The organism is Catellatospora sp. NPDC049609 (assembly GCF_040675365.1).
GTDB lineage: Bacteria > Actinomycetota > Actinomycetes > Mycobacteriales > Micromonosporaceae > Catellatospora.
The window spans coordinates 22545-47276 of record NZ_JBFAOU010000049.1; the positions used below are offsets into that span (position 1 = coordinate 22545).

Genomic DNA, 24732 nt, shown 5'->3' on the forward strand with positions numbered 1-24732 from the left:
TTCTGGTCAGGAAGTGAAGCCTGACCACACCTTCTGACCAGAAACCGCGATCTTGACGCGGCTGGGGCGTGTGGCCGACGCCGCGGGGCGGGAGCGCGCGGCGGCGCGGGGGCGCGCGGGGGCGCGGGGGCGCGCGGGGGCGTGGGGTGCGGCGGGGGCGGGGCGCAGGGTGGGGTGGGTGGTGGCCGGGGGCTGGGATGAACGGTGCCGGAGGGGGGTGCAGCGCCTAGACTCCGGTTGCGTGATCACCTCTCTCGCCGCCCCCGCCCCGCTGGACGGCTCGCGTGACCTGTTCGCGCTCGACTTCACCGTCGCGCACCTCAACCACGGCTCGTTCGGCGCGGTGCCCGTGCCGGTGCGCGAGGCGCGCCGGCGGCTGATGGACGAGCACGACGCGAACCCGGTGCGGTTCGTCACCAACTCGGGCCTGTGGGAGCGGGTGGCGGCGGCCCGCGCCACGCTGGCCGGGTTCTGCGGCGCCGATCCCGACGACAGCGCGATCGTCGCCAACGCCACCACCGCGACCGCACTGGTGCTGGCGACGGTGGCCCCGCGCGCGGGCGACGAGATCCTGGTGACCGACCACGGCTACAACGCGGTCCGGCTGGCGCTGACCGACGTGGCGCAGCGGCACGGCGTACGGGTGGTGACGGTCCCCGTCGAGCTGGGCTCGTCCGACGCCGACACCGCCGAGGCCGTGCTGTCCCGGGTCGGGCCCCGCACCTGCCTGGCCATCGTCGACCAGGTGTCGTCGGCGACCGCGCAGCGGCACCCGGTGGCGACGCTGGCCGCCGCGCTGCGCGAGCGCGGGGTGCCGCTGCTGGTCGACGGCGCGCACGCGCCCGGCATGCTGGCCCACCCCGCCCGCGGCCTGGAGGCCGACTTCTGGGTGGGCAACCTGCACAAGTGGGGCTTCGCCCCGGCCGGGACGGCGCTGCTGCGGGTCGCGCCGTGGTGGCGGGAGCGGATGGTGCCGCTGGTCGTCTCGCACTCCCAGCCGGACGGCTTCCCGGCCTTCCTGGAGCAGCAGGGCACCACCGACCTCAGCCCGTGGCTGGCCGCGCCGGTGGGCCTGACCCTGTTCGAGCGGTACGGCTTCGACACCGTCCAGCGGCACAACGCGCAGCTCGCCGCGTACGGGCAGCGAATCGTCGGTGACGCGCTCGGGATCGACCCGGCCGCGCTGCCCGATCCGGGTGAGCACGTGAGCATGCGGCTGCTGCCGGTGCCCGACGGCCTGGTCGCCGACCACGACGCGGCGGCCGCGCTGCGCAACCGCATCGCCGACGAGCTGGCCGCCGAGGTCAACGTGATGGTCTGGCGCGACCGCTCGTTCGTGCGGCTCAGCGCGCAGATCTACAACCGCGCCGCCGAGTACGAGCGCCTCGCCGAGGGCCTGCCGGCACTGCTGCGGAAGTAGGCAGCAGCCGCACCCGGCCGAGCCCGAGCACCGCCAGCGGGTCGAGGTACTCCCTGCCCCGCCGCAGCCCCCAGTGCAGGCATGCGGCGGCGGGGCAGCCGGGGTGGCCCGGGGCGAGGGTGCCCAGCGGCTGCCCGGCGGCGACCTGCTGACCGGCCTTCACCACGGCGTCGACGGGTTCGTAGGTGGTGCGCAGCCCGCCCGGGTGGTCGACGCTGACGACGCCGCGCCCGGCGAGGCGTCCGGCGTAGACCACCGTGCCCGCGCTCGCGGCCAGCACCGGCGTGCCGGGGTCGGCGGCCAGGTCCACCCCGCGGTGGCCCGGCAGCCAGGGCTGCGGCGGCGGATCGAACAGGCGCACCGGGCGCGGCGTGCCGCTCAGCGGCCACCGCCAGCCGCCCGAAGGCGCGACAGCCCAGCCGGCAGCGGTGGCTGCCGGGCGGGATGCGACGGCCGCGACGGCTCGCCCGGTGGCCGGCGGCGGAGCGGCGGCGAGCGTGGTCTGCGTGAGCAGGGCCAGGACGGCCCAGGTCGGCTTCATGGCGGGCAGCCTGCCGGGCCGCGCGCTCGCGCGCCACGGGCGCGGAAGCGGGCCTGTGGACGGGCGGGCGGTTGTGGACAACCGCCCGCCCACGCCTTCGGTGTGCTAGGGGCCGTGCGTCAGAAGCCGCCCTCGGCGGGCAGGGAGATGTCGGGCTTCTCCAGCTCCTCGACGTTCACGTCCTTGAAGGTCATCACGCGCACGTTCTTCACGAAACGGGCAGGACGGTACATGTCCCACACCCACGCGTCGTGCATCTCCACCTCGAAGTAGACCTCGCCGTCAGAGTTGCGCACGTGCAGATCGACCTGGTTGGCCAGGTAGAACCGCCGCTCAGTCTCCACCACGTAGGAGAATTGGCGCACGATGTCGCGATACTCCCGGTAGAGCTGCAGCTCCATGTCGGTCTCGTACTTCTCGAGATCCTCTGCGCTCATCGTTCGCCCTCCTGCGGCCACGTCCTGCCGATGAACCGTACCGCGCCGTGCCACGCGGCGCGCGTTTAGCCACGGAGGGCGCTCGGCACCGTCGGCTCGGTCACATTCCCACGACGGCGCGCCCGCGCTCCGCCCGCGCCACGTTCTGGTACGACCGCCGGTGCACCGGGCTGGGCCCGTGCTCCTCCAGCGCGGCCTGGTGCTCGGCGGTGCTGTACCCCTTGTGCAGCGCGAAGCCGTACTGCGGGTACACCATATCGAGCTGCGTCATGATGCGGTCGCGCGACACCTTCGCGAGCACGCTGGCCGCCGCGACACACGCCGCCACCTGGTCACCCTTCCACACGGCGAGGTTGGGCACGCCCACCCCGTCGACGGGGAAACCGTCGGTCAGCACGTACGACGGGCGCGGCTGCAGGGCCGCCAGCGCGCGGCGCATCGCGGTGAGATTGCACACGTGCAGCCCGCGCGCGTCGATCTCCTCCGGGCCGATCACCACCACCGCGTGCGCCACCGCCACGTCGAGCACCCGGGCGTAGATCCGGTCCCGGGCCGCCGCGGTCAGCAGCTTGGAGTCGGTCAGGCCCTCGATCTCGGCGCGCCGGCTCTCCGGCAGCACCGCCGCCGCGGCCACCAGCGGGCCCGCGCAGGCCCCACGGCCGGCCTCGTCGGCCCCGGCGACCACGGCGAAGCCGCGCCGCTGCAGGGCGCGTTCCAGCGCGTACACGCCGCCGTCGACGCGCAGCACGGGCCGGGACGGGCTCAGCACGCGACCACCCCCGCGCCGCACATCACGGCGACCAGGTCTGCCGGGTAGATGACCTCGTCGGTGCCGCGCAGCTCGGCCACGCTCCACCAGTGGTGCCCGTGCACCCAGGCCCGCTCGACCTCGTCGAAGCCGCTGGTGTCGACCTGCCACTGCGGCACGCGTACCACGAAGAAGTCCTGTTCCTGCTGGTATGCGACGCCGGCGAACGAGAACGCGGTCACCTCGGAGTGGACCGGGCCGCCCAGCCGCTCGGCGGGCACGGCCAGGCCGGTCTCCTCGTACAGCTCGCGGGCGGCGGCCTGCGCGGTCGTCTCACCGTCGTCGAGGCCCCCGCCGGGGGTGAACCAGTACTGCCGGTCGGGCCGGTGCGGATCGCTGCCCCGGAACAGCAGCACCCGGTCGGCCGCGTCCACCAGCAACACCCGACCGGCACGCCGGCGCCGGGGTTCGGCCTGCGGTGCCACCTGCATGTCATGGAGCCTAGTTCCTCCGCCGGCCGGCCGCCCGCCCGGCGGGGCGGTCACCGGCTGGCCGCCGCCGACGGCTCGGGCACGCCCGAGAACGTGTCCGGCACGGTGAGCCAGGTGGTCCGGTTGAACGGCCAGAACAGCACGAAGGCACGGCCGATCACGGAGTCGACCGGCACCGTCGCCTCCTCGATGTTCTGGCCGTGGTTGTTGTAGTTGGCCAGCGAGTCGCCGGACGCCTCGCGGTGGTCGCCCATCACCCACAGGCGGCCCTCGGGCACGGTGATGTCGAACTCCTCGGGCGCCATCCGGTTGCCCGGGTAGACGTAGGGCTCGTCCAGCGGGTGGCCGTTGACCTGGATGCGGCCCTGCGGGTCGCAGCAGACCACGCGGTCGCCCGGGACGCCGATCACGCGCTTGATGTAGTCCTCGTGCTCGGGGGTGTTGCGCCAGCTCTGCGGCGACACGAACACGATGATCTCGCCGCGCTCGGGCTCCCGGAAGTCGTAGACGAGCTTGTTGACCAGCACCCGGTCGTCCACCAGGAGGGTCTCCTCCATCGAGCCGGACGGGATGAAGAACGTCTGCACCACGAACTGCCGCACCAGGAACGCCACGATGATGGCCACGCCCAGCAGGATCGGCAGTTCCTTCCAGAACGAACCCTTGCTGCTTTTGGTCTGCTCGTCAATCACGGACGGAGCCTACGCGGCGAAACTGAAAACGACGATCACCCGTGCTGTGTTGCACCACCGCGTGTAAGCCTCCGGCGTACCAGCACGGCGCCCAGCAGCACGGGAGCGATCACCGCGAGCTCCGGTGCGGACGCCGGGGTGGCGGTGCCGGCCGCCAGCGCCGGGTCCGGCACCTTGTCGAACACCTCCTGGTGGGCCACCGAACTCCAGCGGTCCAGCGGCAGCGCGACCACCATCGCCTTGCCGATGACGTCGTCGATGGGCACCTGGCCCTGGCAGCGCGAGTCCTGGGACACCAGGCGGTGGTCGCCCATCACGAACAGCATGCCGGGCTCCACCGTGACCTCGGCGAACTTGCGCGAGTTGCAGCTCTTCTCGGCGGTTGTCTCCAGCGACGAGTTGCGCACCACGTACGGCTCGTCGATCGGGACGCCGTTGACGTAAATCCGACCCTGCACGTCGCAGCAGGACACCCGGTCGCCGGGCACGCCGATCACGCGCTTGATGAAGTCCTTCTCGCCGGGCTGGCTGATGCCGACCAGGTCGCCGACGGTGCGGCCGAGCTTGGAGAAGAAGCCTGCGTCGGGGTCGTTGCCGTTCTCCGGCGCCCAGTTGTCCGGGCCCTTGAACACGATGACCTCGCCCCGCTCGGGGTCGCGGAACTCGTACACCACCTTGTTGACCAGCACCCGGTCACCGACCAGGAGGGTGTCCTCCATGGACCCGGACGGGATGTAGAACGCCTGCATCAGGAAGGTGCGGATGAGCACGGCCAGGCAGAACGCGACCACCAGCAGCAGCGGGAGCTCCTGCCACAGGGGCATGCCCTTGCGACCGCGCCCCCTGCGGCGGCGGCGCTTCTTCCACTGCTCGCCCGTGAACTCGTCGTCGTGGGATGCCCTACGGCTGGGAAGGAGTGCCACAACTGCCGCCGCTCGTGAAGTTCGCCACCGGATGTCGGCGCAACTCTAGAAGACCGGAGAACTTTTCAGAAGTCCCGTCCGGTTCTGGAAATGCGGCGGTCACCCGGTGGGCGCAACGGCGACGGGCGGCGACACCCGCAGGTGTCACCGCCCGTGAACGGCTTTCGGCCGAAGGTCTCAGGCGACCTTGGCGTCCCGCAGCTCCTTGATCTTCGCCTTCTTGCCACGCAGGTCGCGCAGGTAGTACAGCTTCGCCCGGCGCACGTCACCGCGGGTGACGAGCTCGATCCGGTCGATCGCCGGGCCGTGGATCGGGTAGGTGCGCTCGACACCCACGCCGAAGCTCAGCTTGCGGACCGTGAAGGTCTCGCGCAGGCCCGAGCCCTGGCGACGGATGACGACGCCCTGGAAGACCTGGATACGGGAGCGGTTGCCCTCGACGACCCGGACGTGCACCTTGAGGGTGTCACCGGCCCGGAAGGAGGGGATGTCCGCCCGCAGGGAGGCGGCGTCAAGTGCGTCCAGCGTGTTCATCGCTGCATCCTTGAATCTCAGCGCACCGTCGCGATGCGCGTGTGGGCGATACTGACCCCGCGCGCACGCCAACCGCGTGGCGGCGTGGGTCCGGGGTCCTCGTCGTCGCGCACGGCGTGCTCGTCCGACGGCAGACGTCACCGTCCGCGGACGGCAACCTCCCTACTCTGCCACATCGACCGGCCGGGCCGGAAATCCAGCCCCGTCGAGGAGCGCGAGGTCACGCTTGTCCAGGCTCGCCCGGTCGAGCGCGGCCAGCAGGTCCGGCCGCCGGGTGGCGGTACGCAGCAGCGCCTGGTCGCGCCGCCAGCGGGCGATCCGGCCGTGGTCACCGGAGCGCAGGATGTCGGGCACCTCGTGCCCGCGCCACGACTGCGGCTTGGTGTAGACCGGCGTCTCCAGCAGGCCGTGCGCGTGCGACTCGTCGGCCAGCGACTCGGCGTTGCCGAGCACGCCCGGGATGAGCCGGGTGATCGCCTCCATCATCACCAGCACCGCGACCTCGCCGCCGAAGAGCACGTAGTCGCCCAGCGACACCTCGCTGACCGGCATCCGCAGCGCGGCGTGGTCGAGCACGCGCTGGTCGATGCCCTCGTACCGGCCGCACGCGAAGATCAGATGCGGCTCGCGGGCCAGCTCGTACGCGGTGGCCTGGGTGAACGGTGCGCCCGCCGGGCTCGGCACGACCAGCCGCGCCGCGGTGCCCTCGGGCGCCAGCGCGTCCAGCGCCTCACCCCACGGCTCCGGGCGCATCACCATGCCCGGCCCGCCGCCGTACGGCGTGTCGTCCACGGTGCGGTGCACGTCGTGCGTCCACGTGCGCAGGTCGTGCAGGCGCAGGTCGAGCACCCCGGTGGTGCGCGCCTTGCCGATGAGCGACAGCTCCAGGGGCGCGAAGTACTCCGGGAAGATGGTGACGACGTCGACGCGCATGCCCATGCCGGTCTCCGTCACAGGTCGAACAGCCCGCCGGGCGGGTCGACGACGATCCGGCCGCCGGCCACGTCCACCTCGGGCACGATCGCGCTGACGAACGGGATCAGGCCGGTACGGCCGTCCGGCATGCGTACCACCAGCAGGTCCGACGCCGGCGCGTGGTCGATGCGGGTGACCTTGCCCAGCGCCTCGCCGCCGACGGTGACCACGTCGAGCCCGACCAGCTGGTGGTCGAGGAACTCGTCCGGGTCCTCGGGCGGCGTGATGTCGGCGGAGTCGACGTTGAGGACCGCGCTCTTGGCCAGCTCGGCCGTGTTGCGGTCGGCGATCTCCGCGAAGGTGACGATCAGCTTGCCCGAGTGCGGGCGCGCCGACTCCACCGTGAGTGTCCCGGGCAGCCCCGCCACGGTGGGCTCGACGACCAGCGTCGAGCCCACCGCGAAGCGCTGCGCGGGCTCGTCGGTGCGCGGCTGCACCAGGACCTCGCCCCGGATGCCGTGCGCGCGCACGACGTGTCCGACGATCAGAAGCATGAGCCGCTGATCGCCGTCAGAATGCGTCGACGATGTCGACGCGGATGCCCTTGCCGCCGACCGAGCCGACCACCTGGCGCAGGGCACGCGCGGTGCGACCACCCCGACCGATGACCGTGCCGAGGTCCTCGGGGTGCACCCGAACCTCCAGCCGCGGCCCGCGGCGGTTGTCGACCAGACGCACCCGGACGTCGTCCGGGTGGTCCACGATGCCCTTGACGAGGTGCTCCAGCGCGGGCCGGAGCGCTGCGTCAGCCCTGCTGCTCGTCGCCGGCCGCAACAGTCTGCTCCTCAGCCTTGGCCTCGGCTGCCGGCTCGGCAGCCTTCTCCGCCTTGGCGGGCTCCGCCTTGGCGGCCTTCTTCGCCGGGGCGGCCTTCGGGGCCTCGAGGCCCGCGGCAGCCTGGGCGGCAGCCTCGTAGGTGGCCTTGCGGTCGGCCTTCGGCGCCGCGACCAGCAGCGGCGGCGGGGCCGGCAGGCCCTTGAACTTCTGCCAGTCGCCGGTCTTGGAGAGGATGGCGATCACGGACTCGCTCGGCTGCGCGCCGACCGACAGCCAGTGCTGCACCCGGTCCGACTTGACCTCGATCACCGAAGGGTCTTCCTTCGGCTGGTAGATACCGATGTACTCGATCGCCTTGCCGTCGCGCTTGGTGCGCGAGTCGGCGACGACGATGCGGTACTGCGGGTTGCGGATCTTGCCCATCCGCAGAAGCCGGATACGAACGGCCACGTTTTTACGCTCCTGTGGGATTGAGATGAGCGCCATCGCCCTGCGTGGGGTTGCCGGGCTCCGTTGCTCGAGACATCGAGACGCACCGGAAGTTAGAGGGCAGCCGGGAACGAACCGAATATCAGCTAGCCATTGTGCCAGACGGATCGGCCCGCACCGCGCGCGGGCGGTCCCAACCCGCTGTGCGCCGCGGCACCGGCCACGCCGGGTCGGGACGGAAGTCACACCAGGTCCCGTCGAACGGGAACGCGCCCGACTGCGCCACCGCGGCCAGCCGCGCCCCGTCCGCCCGGATCGCCGCGGCCTGCGCCTCGTCCCAGTAGTGCAGGTGACCGGTCTTCGCCACCAGCTCCCGCTCGTCCTTCCAGCGCCAGCTCAGGTCGGGGTCCACCAGCACGTCGAGCGCGTTGTCGGCGAAGTCCACGCCGCGCACGTCACCGTCACGCCAGCGGACGAAGGGCTCCTCGAGGTTGCCGTACCAGGACAGGAACCGCCCCTGCCGGAAGAACCACCACACCGACCACGGCTCGCCGGAGCGCTGCCACATCAGCAGGTCGTTGCCGCTCCAGACCAGCGGGCGCAGCACCGCGTCCGGGCCCAGCTCGTCGAGCGTGCCGTCGTGGTGGGTGCGCCCGTCCCCGGTCATGATCCGCCAGTACGTCGCGCCCGCGGGCAGCCACAGCAGCAGCCCCCGCTCGCCGTCCTCGATCACGCGGGTGGCCTGCAGGAACGTGATCCGTCCACCCCGCCAGCACCGCCGCAGCACGGTCTGTCCCGGTTCGAAGTACATGCGCCGGGACCATACCGGCGGATCCGGCCACGCGGGGTCCCGTCACCCCATGATCACGATTCGGTGTCATGATCCGCAGCCGGACCGCAGATCATGACACCGAACAGCGATCATGCGTCGGCGCGACGCGACGCGACACGGCGGCGTGACGTGACGTGACGCGACGCGACAGGCTCGGCCGGGTCAGCCGGCGAGGGCGCGCGGGCGGTCCCAGCCGGCCGGGACCACGCCGGGGACGGTCCAGGACGGGTCGGGCTGGAAGTCGCACCAGGTGCCGTCGAACGGGAACGCGCCCGCCTCGATCAGCTTCACCACCCGCTCGCCCTCGGTGCGCACCGCCTCCCCGTCGGCCACCCAGTAGTGCCCCGGGTACGCCAGGCGCTCGGTGAACTCCTCCTCGTCCTTCCAGCGCCACGAGCGGTCGGGCGCCACCACGATGTCGAGATCCTGGTCCACGATGTCCACCCCGGCGACGTGGCCGTCGTCCCAGCGCACGCCGGACTCCTCCAGGTTGACGTACCACCGGGTGAACCGGCCCGCGTCGTCGCGGAAGAACCACACCGAGTGGTCCTCGCCGCGCGGCAGCCACTTGAGCAGGCTGGGCCCGGACCAGCTGACCTCCCACAGCTTCGTCTCGGTCTCGATCCACTCCGTGAACGGCATCGCCCGCAGCCCGCGCCGGTCCACCGTCAGCCGGTCCAGCATCGGCGCGCCGCGCGGCACCCACAGCAGCAGGCCCTGCTCGTCGTCGGCGGCCACCACGGCCGTCTTGAGCAGGCCGATGCGGTGGCCGTGGAAGTGGCGGTGCAGGATCACCCGTCCGGGTTCGAAGCGCATGTGCCAACCCTAGCGAAATACTTGATTGACCAAGTCGTACGACACTAGAGTCGTTCCGTCGCGATGCACCGCAGCGGCCTGTCCCGGCCCGCTCGCACAGGGAGCGGGAATGGGTGGCACTCGTCCGGGTGACCGGGCCGGATCGACGAGCCTGCCACATACCTGAGTCATGTCCGTGCACCACGCTCAGGAGGACTGGGGAGTGCAGATTCCCTTCGAACACGCCAAGCGGATCCCGAAGATCGACGAGGACTTCACCTCGTTGGCCGAACACGTCCGCCAGATCGCCGAGACGCAGCGCAAGCACACCGCGATCCTGGAACGGCACACCGTCTACCACCAGGAGCACCGGACCGAGCTGGCTGCCATGCGCAGCGAGCTGGCCGCCGCTCGCACCCACATGGACCTGCGCTTCACCGCGCTGGAGGACGACCTCGTCGGGGTCAAATCCGACGTTGGCACGCTGAAGTCCGACATGATCGAGGTCAAGTCCGACGTGGCCGGTCTCAAGACCGACGTGGCCGGTCTCAAGACCGACGTAGCCGGTCTCAAGACCGACGTAGCCGGTCTCAAGACCGACGTAGCCGAGATCAGGACCGACGTGGTCGAGATCAGGACCGACGTGGCGGAGCTCAGGACCGACATGTCCGAGATGAAGGGCACCCTAGCGGTGATCCTGTCGCGGCTGCCGGAGCCGCCCGCCGTGTGACATGGCGCGAGGGCGGCCCACCGGGGTTCCGGTGGGCCGCCCTCGTCGTTGGTTCGTCAGTACGAGCGGGCCAGGATCGCGGTCAGGTCGGGCTCGTCCTGGGAGGCCGGGACCGAGCCGTCGGCCCGGTACAGGCAGCGCACCGTGACGGCGCGCTCGTTGGCCAGCGCCTCGCCGTCCACGCCGACCGCCGACCACGGGATGCGGGCCCAGCCGGTCGCGGCCGCCTCGAACGCCTCGTCCAGCGTGGACACGTCGGCGGTGTTCGCCTCGCGGCGCGCCAGCGCCTCGTCGTACAGCGCCTTCTGGTCGGCCTCGAGCGCGGCGGTGACCGCGCCGACGGCCTCGCCCAGCGCGAGCGGGGTCTTCGAGCCGTCGAAGCGGCGCACCAGCACGACCCGGCCCTCGGCCAGGTCGCGCGGGCCGACCTCGACCCGGACCGGGTATCCCTTCAGCTCGGCGTCGACGGCGCGGCGGCCGAACGGGGTGTCCACCCGGTCGTCCAGCTTCACCCGCACCCCGGCCGCGGCCAGGTCCTCGACGAGCGTGCGCGCGGCGGACGTGATCGAGCCGTCGGTCTCCTTGACCACGGTGACCAGCGCCTGGATCGGCGCGAGCGCCGGCGGGATGCGCATGCCGTTGTCGTCGCCGTGGCACATGATCAGGCCGCCGAGCATGCGGGTCGAGGTGCCCCAGGAGGTGGTCCAGGCGTGCTCGCGGGCGCCGGCCTGCGACGAGTACGCGATGTCGAACGCCTTGGCGAAGTTCTGGCCGAGCTCGTGCGAGGTGCCCATCTGCAGCGCCTTGCCGTCACCCATCATCGCCTCCAGCGTGTAGGTGCTGGTGGCGCCCGCGAAGCGCTCGCGGTTGGTCTTGCGGCCCAGCACCACCGGGATGGCGAGCAGGTCGCGCATGTGGCGCTCGTACACCTCGTGGTGGATCTTCAGGGTGTAGGCCTTGGCGTCGGCCTCGGTGGCGTGGGCGGTGTGGCCCTCCTGCCAGAGGAACTCCGAGGTGCGCAGGAAGATCCGCGGGCGCATCTCCCAGCGGACCACGTTGGCCCACTGGTTGAGCAGCAGCGGGAGGTCACGGTACGAGTCGACCCACTTGGCCATGAACTCGCCGATCACGGTCTCGCTGGTGGGGCGCACCACGACCGGCTCGGCGAGCTGCTTGCCGCCGCCGTGGGTGACCACCGCGAGCTCCGGCGAGAAGCCCTCGACGTGCTCGGCCTCGCGCTTGAGGTAGCTCTCCGGGATGAACAGCGGGAAGTACGCGTTCTCCGCGCCCGCCGCCTTGATCCGGGAGTCCATGTCGGCCTGCATCCGCTCCCAGATGGCGTACGCCGTCGGTCGGATGACCATGGTGCCTCGGACCGGGCCGTTGTCGGCCAGCTCAGCCTTGGAGATCAGGTCCTGGTACCAGCGGGGAAAGTCCTCCGCCCGGGGAGTGAGCACACGTGCCATAGCGGGTCATCCTACTGACCCGCCCGCGTCCGCCGCGCGCCGCCGTCCCGATCCAGCCAAGATCGTCCGACTTGCCAGGCACATGGGCGTATGCGCGTCCAAGATACGCACAGGTGCCAGGCAAGTCGGACGATCATCTCGCGGGGCACGGCGCACGGCGCGTGGAACGCGGGTCCGCGGCCGGCGGCGGGTCAGCGGATGACGCGCCGAGATCGAGGCGGGTCAGCGGATGACGCGCCGAGATCGAGGCGGGTCAGCGGATGACGCGGCCGCGCAGGACGATGCGCTGGGGGACGAGCAGGGCGCGCAGGTCGGCGCGGGGGTCGTCGGCGTAGACGACGAGGTCGGCCAGGCCGCCCTCGACCAGGCCGGGGAAGCCGAGCCAGTCGCGGGCCCGCCAGGAGCCGGCGGCCAGCACGTCCGCGGCGCGCATCCCGGCGGCGTGCAGGCGCAGCATCTCCTGGGCGGCGAGGCCGTGCGTGATGCCGCCGCCCGCGTCCGAGCCGACGAAGATCGGCACCCCCGCCTCGTACGCCGCCGACACCACCGCCGGGAACCTGTCCCGCAGCGCCAGCATGTGCTTGGCGTACCCGGGGAACTTCGCCTCGGCCCGCTCCGCGATGTGCCCGAACGTCTCGATGTTGATCATTGTCGGCACCAGTGCCGTGCCCTGGCGGGCCATCAGGTCCAGCAGGTCCGCCGACAGGCCGGTGCCGTGCTCGACGCAGTCGATGCCCGCCCGCACCAGCGTGGCCACGCTCGACTCCTCGAAGCAATGCGCGGTGATGCGCGCCCCGGCCGCGTGCGCGGCGCCCACGGCCGCGGTCAGCGTCGCCTCGTCCCAGGCGGGCGCCAGGTCGCCGCGGTCACGGTCGATCCAGTCGCCGACCAGCTTCACCCAGCCCGTGCCCGCGGCCGCCTGCCTGGTCACCTCCGCGACCACCTCGTCGGCGGGCACCTCCACCCCGATCTCGGGCAGGTAGCGGCGCGGCGGCGCGACGTGGCGGCCCGCGCGGGCCAGCCGCGGCATATCCTCGGCGTCGTCGAGCTCGGCGTACGGGAACGGCGAGCCCGCGTCCCGGATCGCCAGCACGCCGGCCTCGCGGTCCATCGCGGCCAGCTCGCGGGCCTGCGCCAGCTCGGTCACCGGTGCGCCGCCGGGGGCGATGCCGATGTGGCAGTGCGCGTCGACCAGGCCGGGCAGGACGTACCCGCCGTCGCTGACCGTCTCCGCGCCCGGCACCGGGGTCAGCGTCACCCGGTCCCCCACCAGCCAGATGTCTCGGACCTCGTCCTCGGGGAGCACCACGCCCCGCACGTGCAGCGCCGTCGCCATGCACGCACCATTTCACACTCGTGGACACCGCTGGCTACGGTGTGCGCCATGCCGCCGACCCAAGGTCCCCCGCGCCGGTACGCGGACGGCGATCTCCTGGCCGCGACGATCCGGCACCCCGTGGCGCAGCACCCCGAACACCGGCCGCGTGTCGGCACCGGGGCGCACCCCGAACACCGGGCGCGTGTAGGTGTCGAGGCCGCGCCGCAACGCTGCGTAGCCCTCGGTCACGCCGACGGACCTGGCGGTGGCCGCGCGTGACGCGGCTGCTGCGGCGAGTGCTGTGGGCGGTGCCGGGCGTGCTCCTCGGTGTGCTGCTCAACGTGACCGCCGGCCTGCTCCGGCACGTCCCCGGCTGGCCCGGCGGCCTGGTGGGCCTGCTCTCGGGCTACCTCCTGGTCCTGACGCCGGCCGTGCTCGGGCTCACGGCCGCGCTGCGCCGGCTGACCGCGCCGGCCGTCGGCTTCCGGGCGCTGCCGGGCAGGTTCCAGACACAGGCGGCACCGGGCCTGTACAGCATCGTGGTCCTCGTGGGCTACCTCGCCGCACCGGGGCTGCTGAGCGGCGATCCCTGGGCCCTGGTCGTGGTGGCTCCGCTGGTCGGGTTCGCGTTCCTGCCGCGGTTCATGCTCACGCCAGCGGGGCTCGACCTGCGCCCGTTCGGGCTACCCGCCGTCCCCTGGGCGCAGCTGGCGGCGGTGGAGGTGCTTCCCGGCGGGTGGCGAGGCCGCCAGCGCCTACTGCGGATCACCCAGCAGCCGCCGGCCGGCCGGCCGCGCGTGGAGTCCGTCCCGCTGTGGCCGGCACGCGACAGCACGTTCCTGGTGGACGCCATCCGGCACTACGTCGCGCACCCGGAGCACCGGGCGGCCATCGGCGCCGAGGCCGAGCTGCGCCGCCTGCGCGAGGCGCTGGTCACCGCCCCGGAGGGTGGACAGCGGGCATGACCGGCCCGGTCACCCGAAGGAGCGAAGGCCGCCGCGGGATCGATCGTGGTGCCTTGCGTTGTTCGAACATGTGTTCGATAATGGATGCAGGCGCGGGGCGCCGGCGCAGCTGAGTGATGGCAGTCAGCATCTGCGACGGCGCCTCCCCGACTGCATGCATCGATCCCATGCAGAGACGAAGAAGATCGCCACCTCGGGGCCGGGGTCGGGGGGTGACCGGTTGCGGACCCTGAGGTGGCGATCTTTTTCTTACGGACCTACTTGTCCTTGCCGTCGTCCTCGCGGCGCATCAGCTTGCCGAAGTCGAGCTTCGGCGCCTTGAACGGGTTGCCGCCGCCCATCTGCTGCTCCAGCGCGGCCGGGTCCAGGCCCGGGGGCAGCTGCGGCATACCGGCCATGCCGCCCGGCAGACCGGCCGGGAAGCCGCCGCCACGGGGGCCGCCGCCGCCCTTGGTGCCCTTGCGCTTGTTCTTGGGCGACTTGGTGGCCTTGCGGCGCCCGCCGCCGGGCAGGCCCATCATGCCGCCCATCTGCTTCATCATCTTCTGCGCCTGCTCGAAGCGGTTGAGCAGCTGGTTCACGTCGGTGACGGTGACACCCGAACCGCGCGCGATGCGCGCCCGCCGCGAGCCGTTGAGGATCTTCGGGGTGGCCCGCTCGCCCGGGGTCATCGAGCGGATGATCGCGGTGACCTTGTCGAAGTGGCTGTCGTCGAGCTCGGCGAGCTGGTCCTTCATCTGCCCCATGCCCGGCATCATGCCGAGCAGGTTGGCGATCGGGCCCATCCGCCGCACGGCGATCAGCTGGTCCAGGAAGTCCTCCAGCGTGAACTGCTCGCCACCGAGCAGCTTCGCCGTCATCTTCTCCTTCTGCTCCTCGTCGAAGGCCTGCTCGGCCTGCTCGATGAGGGTCAGCACGTCGCCCATGCCGAGGATGCGGCTGGCCATCCGGTCGGGGTGGAAGACGTCGAAGTCCTCCAGCTTCTCGCCGGTGGACGCGAACAGGATCGGCTGGCCGGTGACCTCGCGGACCGACAGCGCGGCACCGCCGCGGGCGTCGCCGTCGAGCTTGGAGAGCACGACACCGGTGATGCCGACGCCGTCGCGGAACGCCTCGGCGGTCGCCACCGCGTCCTGGCCCACCATCGCGTCGATGACGAAGATGACCTCGTCGGGGTTCACCGCGTCACGGATCGCGGCGGCCTGCGCCATCATCTCGGTGTCGATACCGAGGCGGCCGGCCGTGTCGACGATCACGATGTCGCGCATGTGGCGGCGGGCGTGCTCGATCGAGTCCTTGGCGACCTGCACCGGGTCGCCGGTGCCGTTGCCCGGCTCCGGCGCGTACACCTCGACACCGGCGCGCTGGCCGAGCACCTGCAGCTGGTTGACCGCGTTGGGGCGCTGCAGGTCGGCCGCGACCAGCAGCGGCTGGTTGCCCTGGGCCTTGAGCCAGCGGGCCAGCTTGCCCGCTAGCGTGGTCTTACCGGAACCCTGCAGACCGGCCAGCATGATCACGGTCGGCGGCTGCTTGGCGAACTGGAGCCGGCGCGCCTGGCCGCCGAGCACGGCCACCAGCTCCTCGTGCACGATCTTGATGATCTGCTGCGCCGGGTTGAGCGCCTGCGACACCTGCGCGCCGCGCGCCCGCTCCTTGAGCCGGAAGATGAACGCCTTCACCACCGGCAGGGCGACGTCGGCCTCCAGCAGCGCCAGCCGGATCTCGCGAGCGGTGGCGTCGACGTCGGCGTCGGTGAGCCGGCCCTTGCTCCGCAGCTTGGAGAAGATGCCGGAGAGCCGGTCGCTCAGGGTGTCAAACACAGCGCAACATCCCCAACTGGTCGATTACGTGTTGATCGAGTGCCGATAGGCAGCCCTGGTAAGGGTAGCCGCTGCCGTCGCGCCGCCTCGCCACCGCCGCCCGATCCCGGCATACCCCCGCCCCCACCCTCCCGAACCCGCCGCCGCCCCTCCGCCGACCGCCCCACCCGCGCCGCCCGCAGCCACCGCTGGCCGCGCCGCCCCGCGACTCTATGGTCACCGCCCGAAGATCGCTGTTTCTGGTCGGAAAGCGCAGTCAGGCTGCACTTTCCGACCGGAAACAGCGATCTTCGCCGCCTGCCCCGCCCCGCCGCGCACCGCGGCCGACCGACTGACGCGAACCGCCCACTTCCGCCGCCCGCCGGTTAACGCGGCCCGCCGACTGACCCGGCCCCGCCCACTGACCCGGCCCCGCCCACTGAACCGGCCCGCCGGTTGACCCGGCCCGCCGATGGGGGGGCGGCCCCGCCGCACGCCGAGCGGCGGGGCCGCCGGTCACACGGCGGCGAGGACGGCCGCCTCGACGGCGTCGCGGTCCACGTCGCCGACCAGGTAGAAGGCGTCGACGACGTCGGCGCCGAGGGTGGACACGCGGGCGGTGCGTACGTCCACGCCCAGCTCGGCCAGGGCCGAGGTGACCCGGTAGAGCAGTCCGGGCGCGTCGGTGGCCCGCAGTTCGAGCAGCGTCGCCCCGGTGGCCTCACCCCAGATCACCCGGGGCTCGGCCCCGGCCGCGGGCTTGCGGCCGCCGCTGCCCAGCCGGCGCGGCAGCGGCAGCTGGTCCAGGCCCACCCGGCGCAGGTCGGCGGCGAGCAGCTCCCGGTCGGGCGGGGTGCCGTAGCGGTTGTTCACGGCGCACTCGATGATCGCCCGCTCGCCCAGGGTCGTGGTGACCGCCGCGACGATCTCGAGCTTGTGCGTGGCGAGGCAGCCGGCGACGGCGGCCAGCAGGCCGACGCGGTCCCGCGCGGCCAGCGCCACCCAGTCGTCGGCGGCCTGGACCACCGGCAGCGGCCCGGCCAGCAGCGCCGGGTCGGGCGGGGTGGGCTCGGGCAGCGTCCCGCCGCCGAGCACCTTGCGTACGCGGACGCACAGGTCGTCGATGAGCTTGGACTTCCACGCCGACCAGGCGCCGGGACCGGTCGCGGCGGCGTCGGAGCGGGCCAGCATCTGCAGCAGTTCCAGCGTGCCGACGTCGCCGACGAGCTTCGCGACGTGGTTGATCGTCGCCGGGTCGTCCAGGTCGCGCCGGGTGGCCGTGTCGGGCAGCACGAGGTGGTGCCGGACCAGGGTGGCGATGGTGTCGACGTCGGCGGCCGGCAGGCCGATCGCGGTCGCCATCTCGCGGGCCAGCTCGGCACCTACCTCGCTGTGGTCGCCGGGCAGGCCCTTGCCGACGTCGTGCAGCAGCGCGCCGAGCACCAGCAGGTCGGGCCGGGCCACCTCGCGCGACCAGCGGGAGGCGTTGGCGGCGGCCTGCACCAGGTGCCGGTCCAGGGTGAAGCGGTGCACCGGGTGGTGCTGCGGAGTGCCCCGCAGCCGGGTCCACTGCGGCAGCCAGGTCGAGGTCAGCCCGAACCGGTCGCAGGCCTCCCAGGCGGCCACCAGTCCGGTCCCCGCGCCCAGCAGGGTCAGCAGGGCGGTACGCGCCGACGCGGGCCACGGCGTGGGCAGCGGCGGGCAGAAGCGGGCCAGCCATTCGAGCGTGGCCCGGGCGATGGGCATCTGGTGCTGCGCGGCGGCGGCGGCCACCCGCAGCGACAGCGACGGGTCGGGGTGCGGGCCGACGGCGGCGCGGGCCAGCACGATCTCGCCGTCGACGGCGACCACGTCCCGGGCGATCGGGCGGCGCACCGCCGACGCCTCACGGGCGCGGGGGTCGCCGTGGTGGACGGCCGCGGTGTGCCAGCGCTGCACCGAGCGCCAGGCGTCGGTGAGCGACCAGGCGACGGTGCGCGCGTCGAGCCCGATGCGGCGCAGCAGCGCGTCGCCGTCGGGCAGGCCGAGCAGTTCCGCCACCTGCAGGCGCTCCTGGGCGCGCAGCCGGTCGTTGCGCCGGCCGATGCTCACGTGCAGCGCGTCGCGTACGTCGAGCAGCCGGGTCGCGGCGGCGCGCACCTGCGGCGGCAGCGCGTCGGCGACCCCGGCGACGCCGATGCCGCGCAGCACGCCGACGTCGCGCAGTCCGCCGGCGGCCTCCTTGACGTCGCCTTCGAGTAGGTACGCCAGCTCGCCGTGGGCGGCGTGGCGCTCCTCGACCAGCTCGCGCAGCCGCATCAGCTGGCGGCGCGCGGTGCGCCGCCACTGGTCCACGGCGGCCCTGGCGAGCTGGGCGGACAGGGTGGGGTCGCCGGCCACGTGGCGGGCGTCGAGCAGGCCGAGCGCCACCTTGACGTCGTCGTGCGCGGCGTCCAGCGACTCGGCGACGGTGCGGGTGGAGTGGTCCAGCCCCATCCGGGCGTCCCAGATCGGGTACCACAGCGACGCGGCGAGCTCGTCCACCCGCGGCACGCCCGCGTGCACCAGGATCAGGTCGAGGTCGCCGTGCGGGGTGCATTCGCGGCGGCCGAGGCCGCCCACGGCGACCAGGGCGACACCCGGGGTGTCCGGCAGCAGCCGGCGCAGCCAGGCGTCGAGCGCGTCGGCGCGGGCGCCGCGGGCGACCGCGCCGATCGAGGCGGTGTCCCGCAGCGCGAGCCGCGCGTAGTCGGGCCCGGGGCCCGCCGCGCTGTCCGATGGTGCGGAAGCTGCGACGTTCCCCGGGCCCATGGTCCTACCTTCAGTTCTTCGTGGTTGTCAGAGCGCGTCGAGCCCGCGCTCGCCGGTGCGGACGCGGACCACCTCGGAGACCTCGGTGACCCACACCTTCCCGTCGCCGATCTTGCCGGTCCGGGCGGCGGTGACGATGGAGTCGACGACCTTCTCCACGTCCAGCTCGTCCGTGACCACCTCGATGCGGATCTTCGGAAGGAACTCCACCGTGTACTCGGCACCCCGGTACACCTCGGTGTGGCCCTTCTGCCGTCCGTAGCCCTGTACCTCGCTGACCGTCAGGCCCGCCACGCCCATGGCGTGCAGCGCCTCCTTGACCGCGTCCAACTGGTACGGCTTGATGACGGCGGTGACCAGCTTCATGCTCAACCCCTCCATCCGGGAACCTTAGCCGGACACCTTTTCGGTGGCCGGTGCCGCCTCTTCCACATCGGCCTGCGAGGCCTTGGGCGCACCGCCCGCGATACCCGCCAGCGAGAACGCGCCGGCGCTGCCACTGCCGCTCGACGACGAGAGGTCGTAGCCGCTCTCCGCGTGCTCGGCGACGTCGATGCCCTCCACCTCGGCCTCGGGCTTGATCCGGAAGCCGATGGTCTTGTCGATCACGAAGGCGAGGATGCCCGCGACCACGAAGGAGAACACCGTCACGATGCCGCTGGCCAGCGCCTGGCGACCCAGCTGGGTGGCGCCGCCGCCGTAGAACAGGCCGTCCTGGCCGCCCAGCGTGGTGATGAAGGAGTTCAGCTCGGTGCTGGCGAACAGACCGATGAACAGCGAGCCGATCCAGCCGCCGACGAAGTGCACGCCGACCACGTCGAGCGAGTCGTCGTAGCCGAGCTTGTACTTCAGGCTCACCGCCAGGGCGCAGACCGCACCGGCGACGAGGCCCAGCAGCACCGCGGGCAGCGTCGGGATGAAACCGCAGGCCGGGGTGATGGCGACCAGACCCGCGACCGCACCCGAGGATGCGCCGACCAGGGTCGGCTTGCCGTCACGGATCCACTCGACGACGAGCCAGCCGAGCAGGCCGGCCGCCGTGGCGACCTGGGTGTTCAGGAACGCGACACCGGTGATGGCGTCGACGGTCAGCTCCGAGCCGGCGTTGAACCCGAACCAGCCGAACCACAGCAGCCCGGCGCCCAGGGCGACGAACGGCACGTTGTGCGGCTTGAACTTGTCCTTGGGCCAGCCGATGCGCTTGCCGAGCACCAGGGCCACCGCCAGCGCCGCGGCACCGGCGTTGATGTGGACCGCCGTACCACCGGCGAAGTCCAGCGCGAAGATCTTGGCGCCGATGAAGCCGCCGCCCCACACCCAGTGCGCGACCGGGATGTAGACCAGGGTGACCCAGGCGAAGGCGAAGACCAGCCAGCCGGCGAACTTCGCCCGGTCCGAGATGGCACCGCTGATCAGGGCGACCGTGATGATCGCGAACATCATCTGGAAGATGGCGAACACGTAGGTCGGGATGCCCGTCGACGCGCCGGCCAGGAACCAGATCTCGCCGGTCTTGTCGATCGGCATCCCCAGGTACGTGGAGAAGTTACCGATGTACGCGTTCAGGTCCGCGTTGTCGTTGGTGCCGAACGCGGCCGTGAAGCCGTAGACGACCCAGATGATCGAGACCAGCCCGATGGAGGCGAAGCTCATGATCATCATGTTGAGGACGCCCTTGGCACGGTTCAGGCCGCCGTAGAACAGCGCCAGACCCGGAGTCATGAGCAGCACCAGAGCGGACGAGACCAGCAGCCACGCAGCGTTACCGGTGTCGATCGTCGGTGGATCTTCAGCGAGCAGCACGCTGCCCTCCTAAGTGAGTGGGTTCCTCCCTCCCAGCCACCGAGGTCGACCGGCGGGGGCGCGCCGTGTCGGCGAGCCGCCTTCCGTGTCCTCCCGGTCCGATCGCCGCAGTGCCATCGGTGCTGGTTGGGGGGCAGCATCGCCAACCCCTGTTTCGCGCAGTGACGCTGCTCGGTTTCCGGCACGTCACGATCTGTTTCGTACGTGTGAAGAAATGTTCACACGTGAGGAGACGATTCATGGCGCGTTTCAGCGCAGTGCGTGCTCCAGCGTGTACCGCTCGTAGTCAATCAGCCGAAGGTCGCGAAGCGGCCGCCGAAGGTGGCCCTTCTGCACGATCCGGACGAAGGCCGGCTCCCCCGCTGTGGCGAGGCGGCGGATGCCCTCGACGTGGTCCACGATCCGCTTGCGGATGGTGCGCACCAGACGGTGCCGGTCGCGCGGGATCAGCCCGTACGCGTCGGCGAACAGCCGCAGCCGGCGCGGCCGGTCCGGCCGGTGCCAGCCCAGCGTGATCGAGTCGCGGTCGCTGAAGATCGGCACCCAGGTCCACGCGGCGTACGCCACGTCGTAGATGCGCGAGCCGGGCGAGGCCAGGTCGAAGTCGATCATCGCGAGCGTGCCGTCGGGCCGCCAGATGACGTTGTGCGGGGCGGCGTCGTGGTGGCAGATGATCTCCGCGTCCGGCGGGGGCGGCCCGAACGAGCGCCACACCCCGCCCGCGGGCGTGCGGAAGCCCGCCTGCGCGTCGTGGAACATCCGCAGCATGGTGGCGACGGTGACCAGCGCCTCGTCGGTCACCCAGTGCGGGGCCAGCGGGTACTCCCCGCACTCCCCCGGCAGGTAGGACAGCACCTCGCGGCCGTGCTCGTCCATGCCCAGGGCACGGGGCGACCCGGTGAAGCCGGCGTACTCGAGATGGCGCAGCAGGGCGTGCACGGTCGGCGTCCACGGGCCCGCGTTGCGGCGCACCGTCTCGCCCACCCGCACCACCGTGCTGACGTTGCCGCCGCGCAGCGGGATCTCGGCCGGATCCTGATAAGGGGTCGTCACCATCGGCTCGTCAGCTGCTCGTCGCTCGTCACTCGTCGCCCAGCAGGGCGGTCACGAACTGCTGCGGGTCGAAGGGCGCGAGGTCGTCCGGGCCCTCGCCCAGGCCGACCAGCTTGACCGGGATGCCGAGAGCGCGCTGCACCGCGATCACGATACCGCCCTTCGCCGTGCCGTCCAATTTAGTGAGCACCACGCCGGTGACATCGGCGACCTCGGTGAAGACGCGGGCCTGGCTGAGCCCGTTCTGGCCCGCGGTGGCGTCCAGCACCAGCAGGGTCTCCGAGACCGGGCCGTGCTTCTCCACCACCCGCTTGATCTTGCCGAGCTCGTCCATGAGGCCGACCTTGTTCTGCAGCCGGCCCGCCGTGTCGATCAGCACGGTGTCGACGCCCGCGTCGATGCCCTTCTTGACCGCGTCGAAGGCCACCGCGGCGGGGTCGCCGCCCTCGGGGCCGCGGACGACCTGCGCGCCGACCCGGCTGGCCCAGGTGGCGAGCTGGTCGGCGGCGGCGGCGCGGAAGGTGTCGGCGGCGCCCAGCACCACCGTGTGGCCGTCGGCCACCAGCACCCGGGCGATCTTGCCGCAGCTCGTGGTCTTGCCGGCGCCGTTGACGCCGACGACGAGGATCACCGAGGGCTTGCCGTCGACGATCCCGGTGTGCAGGGAGCGGTCCAGCTTCGGGTCCAGCGCCTCGGTCAGCTCCTCGGTGAGCAGCCGGCGCAGGTCGCCCGTGGTGCGGGTGCCCAGGACCCGGGTGCGCTCGCGCAGCTTCGCCACGATCTCCGTGGTTGCCTGCACGCCCACGTCGGCGCTGATCAGGCTCTCCTCGACCTCGTCCCAGGCGTCGTCGTCCAGGTGGTCGCGGGAGAGCAGGCCGAGCAGGCCCTTGCCGAAGACGTTCTGGGAGCGGGCCAGGCGGGCGCGCAGCCGGACCAGGCGGCCCGCGGTGGGCTCCGGCGTCTCGATCTCGGGCGCGACCGGCTCGGCCGGGGCCTGCGGGGCCTCGACGACCGGCGGCGGCGCGACCGGCGGCGCCTGCTCCACCGGCGGCGCCGGGGCGGGCGCGGGCACCACGGTGGGCTTGTCCACGGCCGGCTTCTCACCGACCGGCTGCTGCTCGGTGGGCGCGGGCGGGGCGATCACGTCAGTCGGGATCTGCCGGCCGCGCTCGATGACGGGGCGCTCGGCCTGCTTCGTGGACGCCTCGGGCGGCAGCGCACCACGGCGCGGCCGGCGCACGAAAAAGAGCGTCAGCCCGGCCACGACCAGCAGGGCGACGATCACGAGTACGGGGACGAGCGCGTCTTTCATGACGGGCATCCTCTCAAATCCAAGGCGGGTCGGCGCACACCGGAGCCCGCGCGCGCCTTTTCGACACGCCCGGACCTGGCCACCGCGCCCCCCATCCCGGAGGATGACCGGCGTGGCGACCCTCCTGCTCGGCCCCCTGCTGCGCCGTGTCGACGGCGATCAGGCGGTCATCTGGGTACAGACCGACCGGCCCGCGCGCGTGAGCGTGCGAGCGGCGGACCGCACCGTGACGTCGGACACGTTCGAGGCGTTCGGCGTCCATCTCGGGCTGGTGGTGCTGTCCGGGCTGCCGGCGGGCGCGCACGCGTACGCCGTCGAGCTGGACGGCTCGGCGGTGTGGCCGCAGCCTGGGTACCCGGACTCGGTGATCACCATTCGTGATCCCGGCGACCCGGACGCGGTGATCGTCTTCGGGTCCTGCCGCGAGGCCAGCAGCAGCACCCACGCCGACGCGGGGCACGACCCCGACGCGCTGGAGGCCCTCGGGCAGCGGCTGCTCGACGCCGCCCGCACCGGCCGGGCCCGGCTGCCGGACCTGCTGGCGCTGATCGGCGATCAGATCTACGCCGACAACCTGTCCGCGCCCACCACACGCTGGCTGGCCGGGCAGCAGCGGCCCGACCTCTCCCCGCCGGACCACGTGGTGACCTTCGCCGAGTACGTGCACCTCTACCACGAGTCGTGGGATGAGCCGCCGGTGCGCTGGCTGCTGTCGACCGTGCCCAGCGTCATGATCTTCGACGACCACGAGATCATGGACGACTGGAACTCCTCGGCGGGCTGGCTCGCGGCCGTGCGCGCCCAGCCGTGGTGGCGGGAGCGGATCGTCGCCGGGCTCGCGTCGTACTGGCTCTTCCAGCACCTGGGCAACCTCACCCCGGCGCAGCGCGACGCCGACCCGGTGTGGCGGCGCATCCGGGCGGGCGAGGACGCCACCGCCGTGCTGACCGCGTTCGCCGAGCGGGTCGCGGTGCCCGCCGGGCCCGACCCCTACCCGTGGGGGTGCACGGTCGACGTCGGCCGGACCAGGCTGATCCTGATGGACTGCCGCGGCAACCGGGTGCTCGACGGCGCCGAGCGCCGGATGTGGCCGCAGCAGCAGTGGGACGCCCTGGCCGGGCAGACCCGCGCCGACTGCGACCATCTCGTCCTGGCCTGCTCCCTGCCCTGGCTGCTGGCGCCCGCGGTGCACCACGGCGAGTCCGTGATCGAGGTGCTGGCCGCCCGGCACGGTGCGATGGAGCGGCTGCGCCAGAAGTACGACCTGGAGCACTGGGCCGCCGTCGGGCACTCCTTCGACGAGCTGACCGCCCTGATCGCGGGGGTACGCGGGCCGGCCACGGTCAGCGTGCTCGGCGGCGACGTGCACCACTCGTACGTCGCCCCCGCGACCATCCCCGGCGCGACCGCGGCCGTGCACCAGATCACCTGCTCCCCGCTGCACCAGAGCATCAAGGGCGTCATGCGCACCCTGCTGCGGGTCGGCTGGTGGCGGGCGCTCGGCGGCCCCGCGGCCCTGATCGCCCGCGCCTTCGGCGTGCCCAGACCGGCCGTGCGCTGGCGCGCGACGCGGCCGCCGTACTTCGGCAGCGCCGTGGCCACGCTGACCCACCGCGGACGTACCGCCTCGGTGGTGATCGAGGGCACCACCCCGGGCCCCGCCCTGCGCCCCGTCCTCCACCACGACCTCACCTGACCCGGCCCGCCCACCCCGCACCCGACGAGCCCACCCGCACCCGGCGAGCCATCCGCGTCCCGCCGCACCCCGCCGGCGTCCCCGGTTTTCATGGACGTTGGCCTATCTGGATGAAGATGATCTCGAAGATGGACCTCCACCGCCAGCACGGCGGCAAGCGCTTCGGCGGTGGCCGCATCGCGCTTGTCGGCGTCGGCCTTGGCGGCGG

Annotated in this window: 25 protein-coding genes; 4 read left to right on the forward strand and 21 right to left on the reverse strand. The window is 72.5% G+C overall.

The genetic code is table 11. The annotated features are described in order from the left end of the window. Positions 1–241: 241 nt before the first annotated feature. A complete protein-coding gene (locus AB0J67_RS16290) occupies positions 242–1420 on the forward strand; it encodes an aminotransferase class V-fold PLP-dependent enzyme (RefSeq protein WP_363482538.1) in 1179 nt (392 codons plus the stop codon). On the opposite strand, the gene AB0J67_RS16295 is transcribed toward AB0J67_RS16290, so the two are convergent. The 13 genes from AB0J67_RS16295 to AB0J67_RS16355 all read right to left on the reverse strand — a co-directional run bounded on the left by AB0J67_RS16295 (position 1344) and on the right by AB0J67_RS16355 (position 9613). Continuing rightward, positions 1344–1961, reverse strand: coding sequence for a M23 family metallopeptidase (locus tag AB0J67_RS16295; RefSeq protein ID WP_363482541.1), 618 nt, complete (start codon positions 1959–1961; stop codon positions 1344–1346). The genes AB0J67_RS16290 and AB0J67_RS16295 overlap by 77 nt on opposite strands. Positions 1962–2080: 119 nt before the next feature. Then, complete coding sequence (locus AB0J67_RS16300; protein ID WP_203751208.1) at positions 2081–2398, reverse strand: DUF2469 domain-containing protein; 318 nt, start codon at positions 2396–2398, stop codon at positions 2081–2083. A 100-nt stretch (positions 2399–2498) separates the two neighbouring features. Beyond that, positions 2499–3167 carry a ribonuclease HII gene (locus tag AB0J67_RS16305; protein WP_363482544.1) on the reverse strand — a complete coding sequence of 223 codons (669 nt, stop codon included), beginning with the start codon at positions 3165–3167 and terminating at the stop codon, positions 2499–2501. Then, positions 3161–3637, reverse strand: coding sequence for an NUDIX domain-containing protein (locus AB0J67_RS16310; protein ID WP_363482547.1), 477 nt, complete (start codon positions 3635–3637; stop codon positions 3161–3163). The genes AB0J67_RS16305 and AB0J67_RS16310 overlap by 7 nt, the downstream gene beginning before the upstream one ends. Positions 3638–3687: 50 nt before the next feature. Beyond that, complete coding sequence (gene lepB / locus AB0J67_RS16315; protein WP_363482550.1) at positions 3688–4329, reverse strand: signal peptidase I; 642 nt, start codon at positions 4327–4329, stop codon at positions 3688–3690. A gap of 35 nt (positions 4330–4364) precedes the next feature. Continuing rightward, positions 4365–5252, reverse strand: a complete 888-nt coding sequence (gene lepB, locus AB0J67_RS16320) for a signal peptidase I (RefSeq protein ID WP_363482553.1) — start codon at positions 5250–5252, stop codon at positions 4365–4367. Between the two features lie 177 nt (positions 5253–5429). Next, positions 5430–5786, reverse strand: coding sequence for a 50S ribosomal protein L19 (rplS, locus tag AB0J67_RS16325; RefSeq protein ID WP_363482555.1), 357 nt, complete (start codon positions 5784–5786; stop codon positions 5430–5432). A 162-nt stretch (positions 5787–5948) separates the two neighbouring features. Then, positions 5949–6719 carry a tRNA (guanosine(37)-N1)-methyltransferase TrmD gene (gene trmD, locus AB0J67_RS16330; protein WP_363482600.1) on the reverse strand — a complete coding sequence of 257 codons (771 nt, stop codon included), beginning with the start codon at positions 6717–6719 and terminating at the stop codon, positions 5949–5951. A gap of 17 nt (positions 6720–6736) precedes the next feature. Continuing rightward, positions 6737–7255 (reverse strand): ribosome maturation factor RimM, encoded by a 519-nt coding sequence (gene rimM, locus AB0J67_RS16335; protein ID WP_363482557.1) that lies wholly within the window; start codon positions 7253–7255, stop codon positions 6737–6739. Positions 7256–7271: 16 nt separating this feature from the next. Next, positions 7272–7535, reverse strand: a complete 264-nt coding sequence (locus AB0J67_RS16340; RefSeq protein ID WP_120318507.1) for an RNA-binding protein — start codon at positions 7533–7535, stop codon at positions 7272–7274. Then, positions 7507–7986 carry a 30S ribosomal protein S16 gene (gene rpsP, locus AB0J67_RS16345; RefSeq protein WP_363482560.1) on the reverse strand — a complete coding sequence of 160 codons (480 nt, stop codon included), beginning with the start codon at positions 7984–7986 and terminating at the stop codon, positions 7507–7509. The genes AB0J67_RS16340 and rpsP overlap by 29 nt, the downstream gene beginning before the upstream one ends. Positions 7987–8107: 121 nt before the next feature. Continuing rightward, positions 8108–8776 (reverse strand): DUF402 domain-containing protein, encoded by a 669-nt coding sequence (locus AB0J67_RS16350; RefSeq protein ID WP_363482563.1) that lies wholly within the window; start codon positions 8774–8776, stop codon positions 8108–8110. Between the two features lie 183 nt (positions 8777–8959). Beyond that, entirely contained in the window at positions 8960–9613 is a 654-nt protein-coding gene (locus tag AB0J67_RS16355) for a DUF402 domain-containing protein (protein WP_363482566.1), read from the reverse strand. A 169-nt stretch (positions 9614–9782) separates the two neighbouring features. Here AB0J67_RS16355 and AB0J67_RS16360 point away from each other — a divergent pair, with 169 nt between their 5' ends. Next, positions 9783–10322: a hypothetical protein gene (locus AB0J67_RS16360; RefSeq protein WP_363482568.1), complete on the forward strand. Its 540-nt coding sequence runs from the start codon at positions 9783–9785 to the stop codon at positions 10320–10322. Positions 10323–10378: 56 nt separating this feature from the next. Here AB0J67_RS16360 and proS read toward each other — a convergent pair whose 3' ends face one another. Together proS and AB0J67_RS16370 are read right to left on the reverse strand one after the other, a co-directional pair. Then, positions 10379–11788 carry a proline--tRNA ligase gene (proS, locus tag AB0J67_RS16365; RefSeq protein WP_363482571.1) on the reverse strand — a complete coding sequence of 470 codons (1410 nt, stop codon included), beginning with the start codon at positions 11786–11788 and terminating at the stop codon, positions 10379–10381. A 253-nt stretch (positions 11789–12041) separates the two neighbouring features. Next, positions 12042–13124, reverse strand: a complete 1083-nt coding sequence (locus tag AB0J67_RS16370; RefSeq protein WP_363482574.1) for an amidohydrolase family protein — start codon at positions 13122–13124, stop codon at positions 12042–12044. A gap of 257 nt (positions 13125–13381) precedes the next feature. On the opposite strand from AB0J67_RS16370, the gene AB0J67_RS16375 reads away from it, so the two are divergent. Continuing rightward, positions 13382–14071: a hypothetical protein gene (locus AB0J67_RS16375; protein WP_363482577.1), complete on the forward strand. Its 690-nt coding sequence runs from the start codon at positions 13382–13384 to the stop codon at positions 14069–14071. A gap of 257 nt (positions 14072–14328) precedes the next feature. Here the strand turns inward: AB0J67_RS16375 and ffh are convergent, their stop codons facing one another. The 6 genes from ffh to ftsY form a co-directional block, all read right to left on the reverse strand. Then, positions 14329–15891, reverse strand: a complete 1563-nt coding sequence (gene ffh / locus AB0J67_RS16380) for a signal recognition particle protein (RefSeq protein WP_363482580.1) — start codon at positions 15889–15891, stop codon at positions 14329–14331. Positions 15892–16386: 495 nt separating this feature from the next. Then, positions 16387–18660, reverse strand: a complete 2274-nt coding sequence (locus AB0J67_RS16385) for a [protein-PII] uridylyltransferase (RefSeq protein WP_363482583.1) — start codon at positions 18658–18660, stop codon at positions 16387–16389. A gap of 27 nt (positions 18661–18687) precedes the next feature. After that, positions 18688–19026, reverse strand: coding sequence for a P-II family nitrogen regulator (locus AB0J67_RS16390; RefSeq protein WP_166386781.1), 339 nt, complete (start codon positions 19024–19026; stop codon positions 18688–18690). Positions 19027–19050: 24 nt separating this feature from the next. After that, the gene (locus tag AB0J67_RS16395; RefSeq protein WP_363482586.1) at positions 19051–20463 is read right to left on the reverse strand and encodes an ammonium transporter; all 1413 of its coding nucleotides are present in this window, start codon (positions 20461–20463) and stop codon (positions 19051–19053) included. Between the two features lie 249 nt (positions 20464–20712). After that, on the reverse strand, positions 20713–21516 hold the full coding sequence (locus AB0J67_RS16400) for an aminoglycoside phosphotransferase family protein (RefSeq protein WP_363482589.1): 804 nt from the start codon (positions 21514–21516) through the stop codon (positions 20713–20715). Between the two features lie 28 nt (positions 21517–21544). Next, positions 21545–22828: a signal recognition particle-docking protein FtsY gene (gene ftsY, locus AB0J67_RS16405; RefSeq protein WP_363482592.1), complete on the reverse strand. Its 1284-nt coding sequence runs from the start codon at positions 22826–22828 to the stop codon at positions 21545–21547. Positions 22829–22940: 112 nt separating this feature from the next. Here ftsY and AB0J67_RS16410 point away from each other — a divergent pair, with 112 nt between their 5' ends. Continuing rightward, complete coding sequence (locus AB0J67_RS16410; RefSeq protein WP_363482595.1) at positions 22941–24524, forward strand: alkaline phosphatase D family protein; 1584 nt, start codon at positions 22941–22943, stop codon at positions 24522–24524. The last annotated feature ends 208 nt before the right edge of the window (positions 24525–24732 follow it).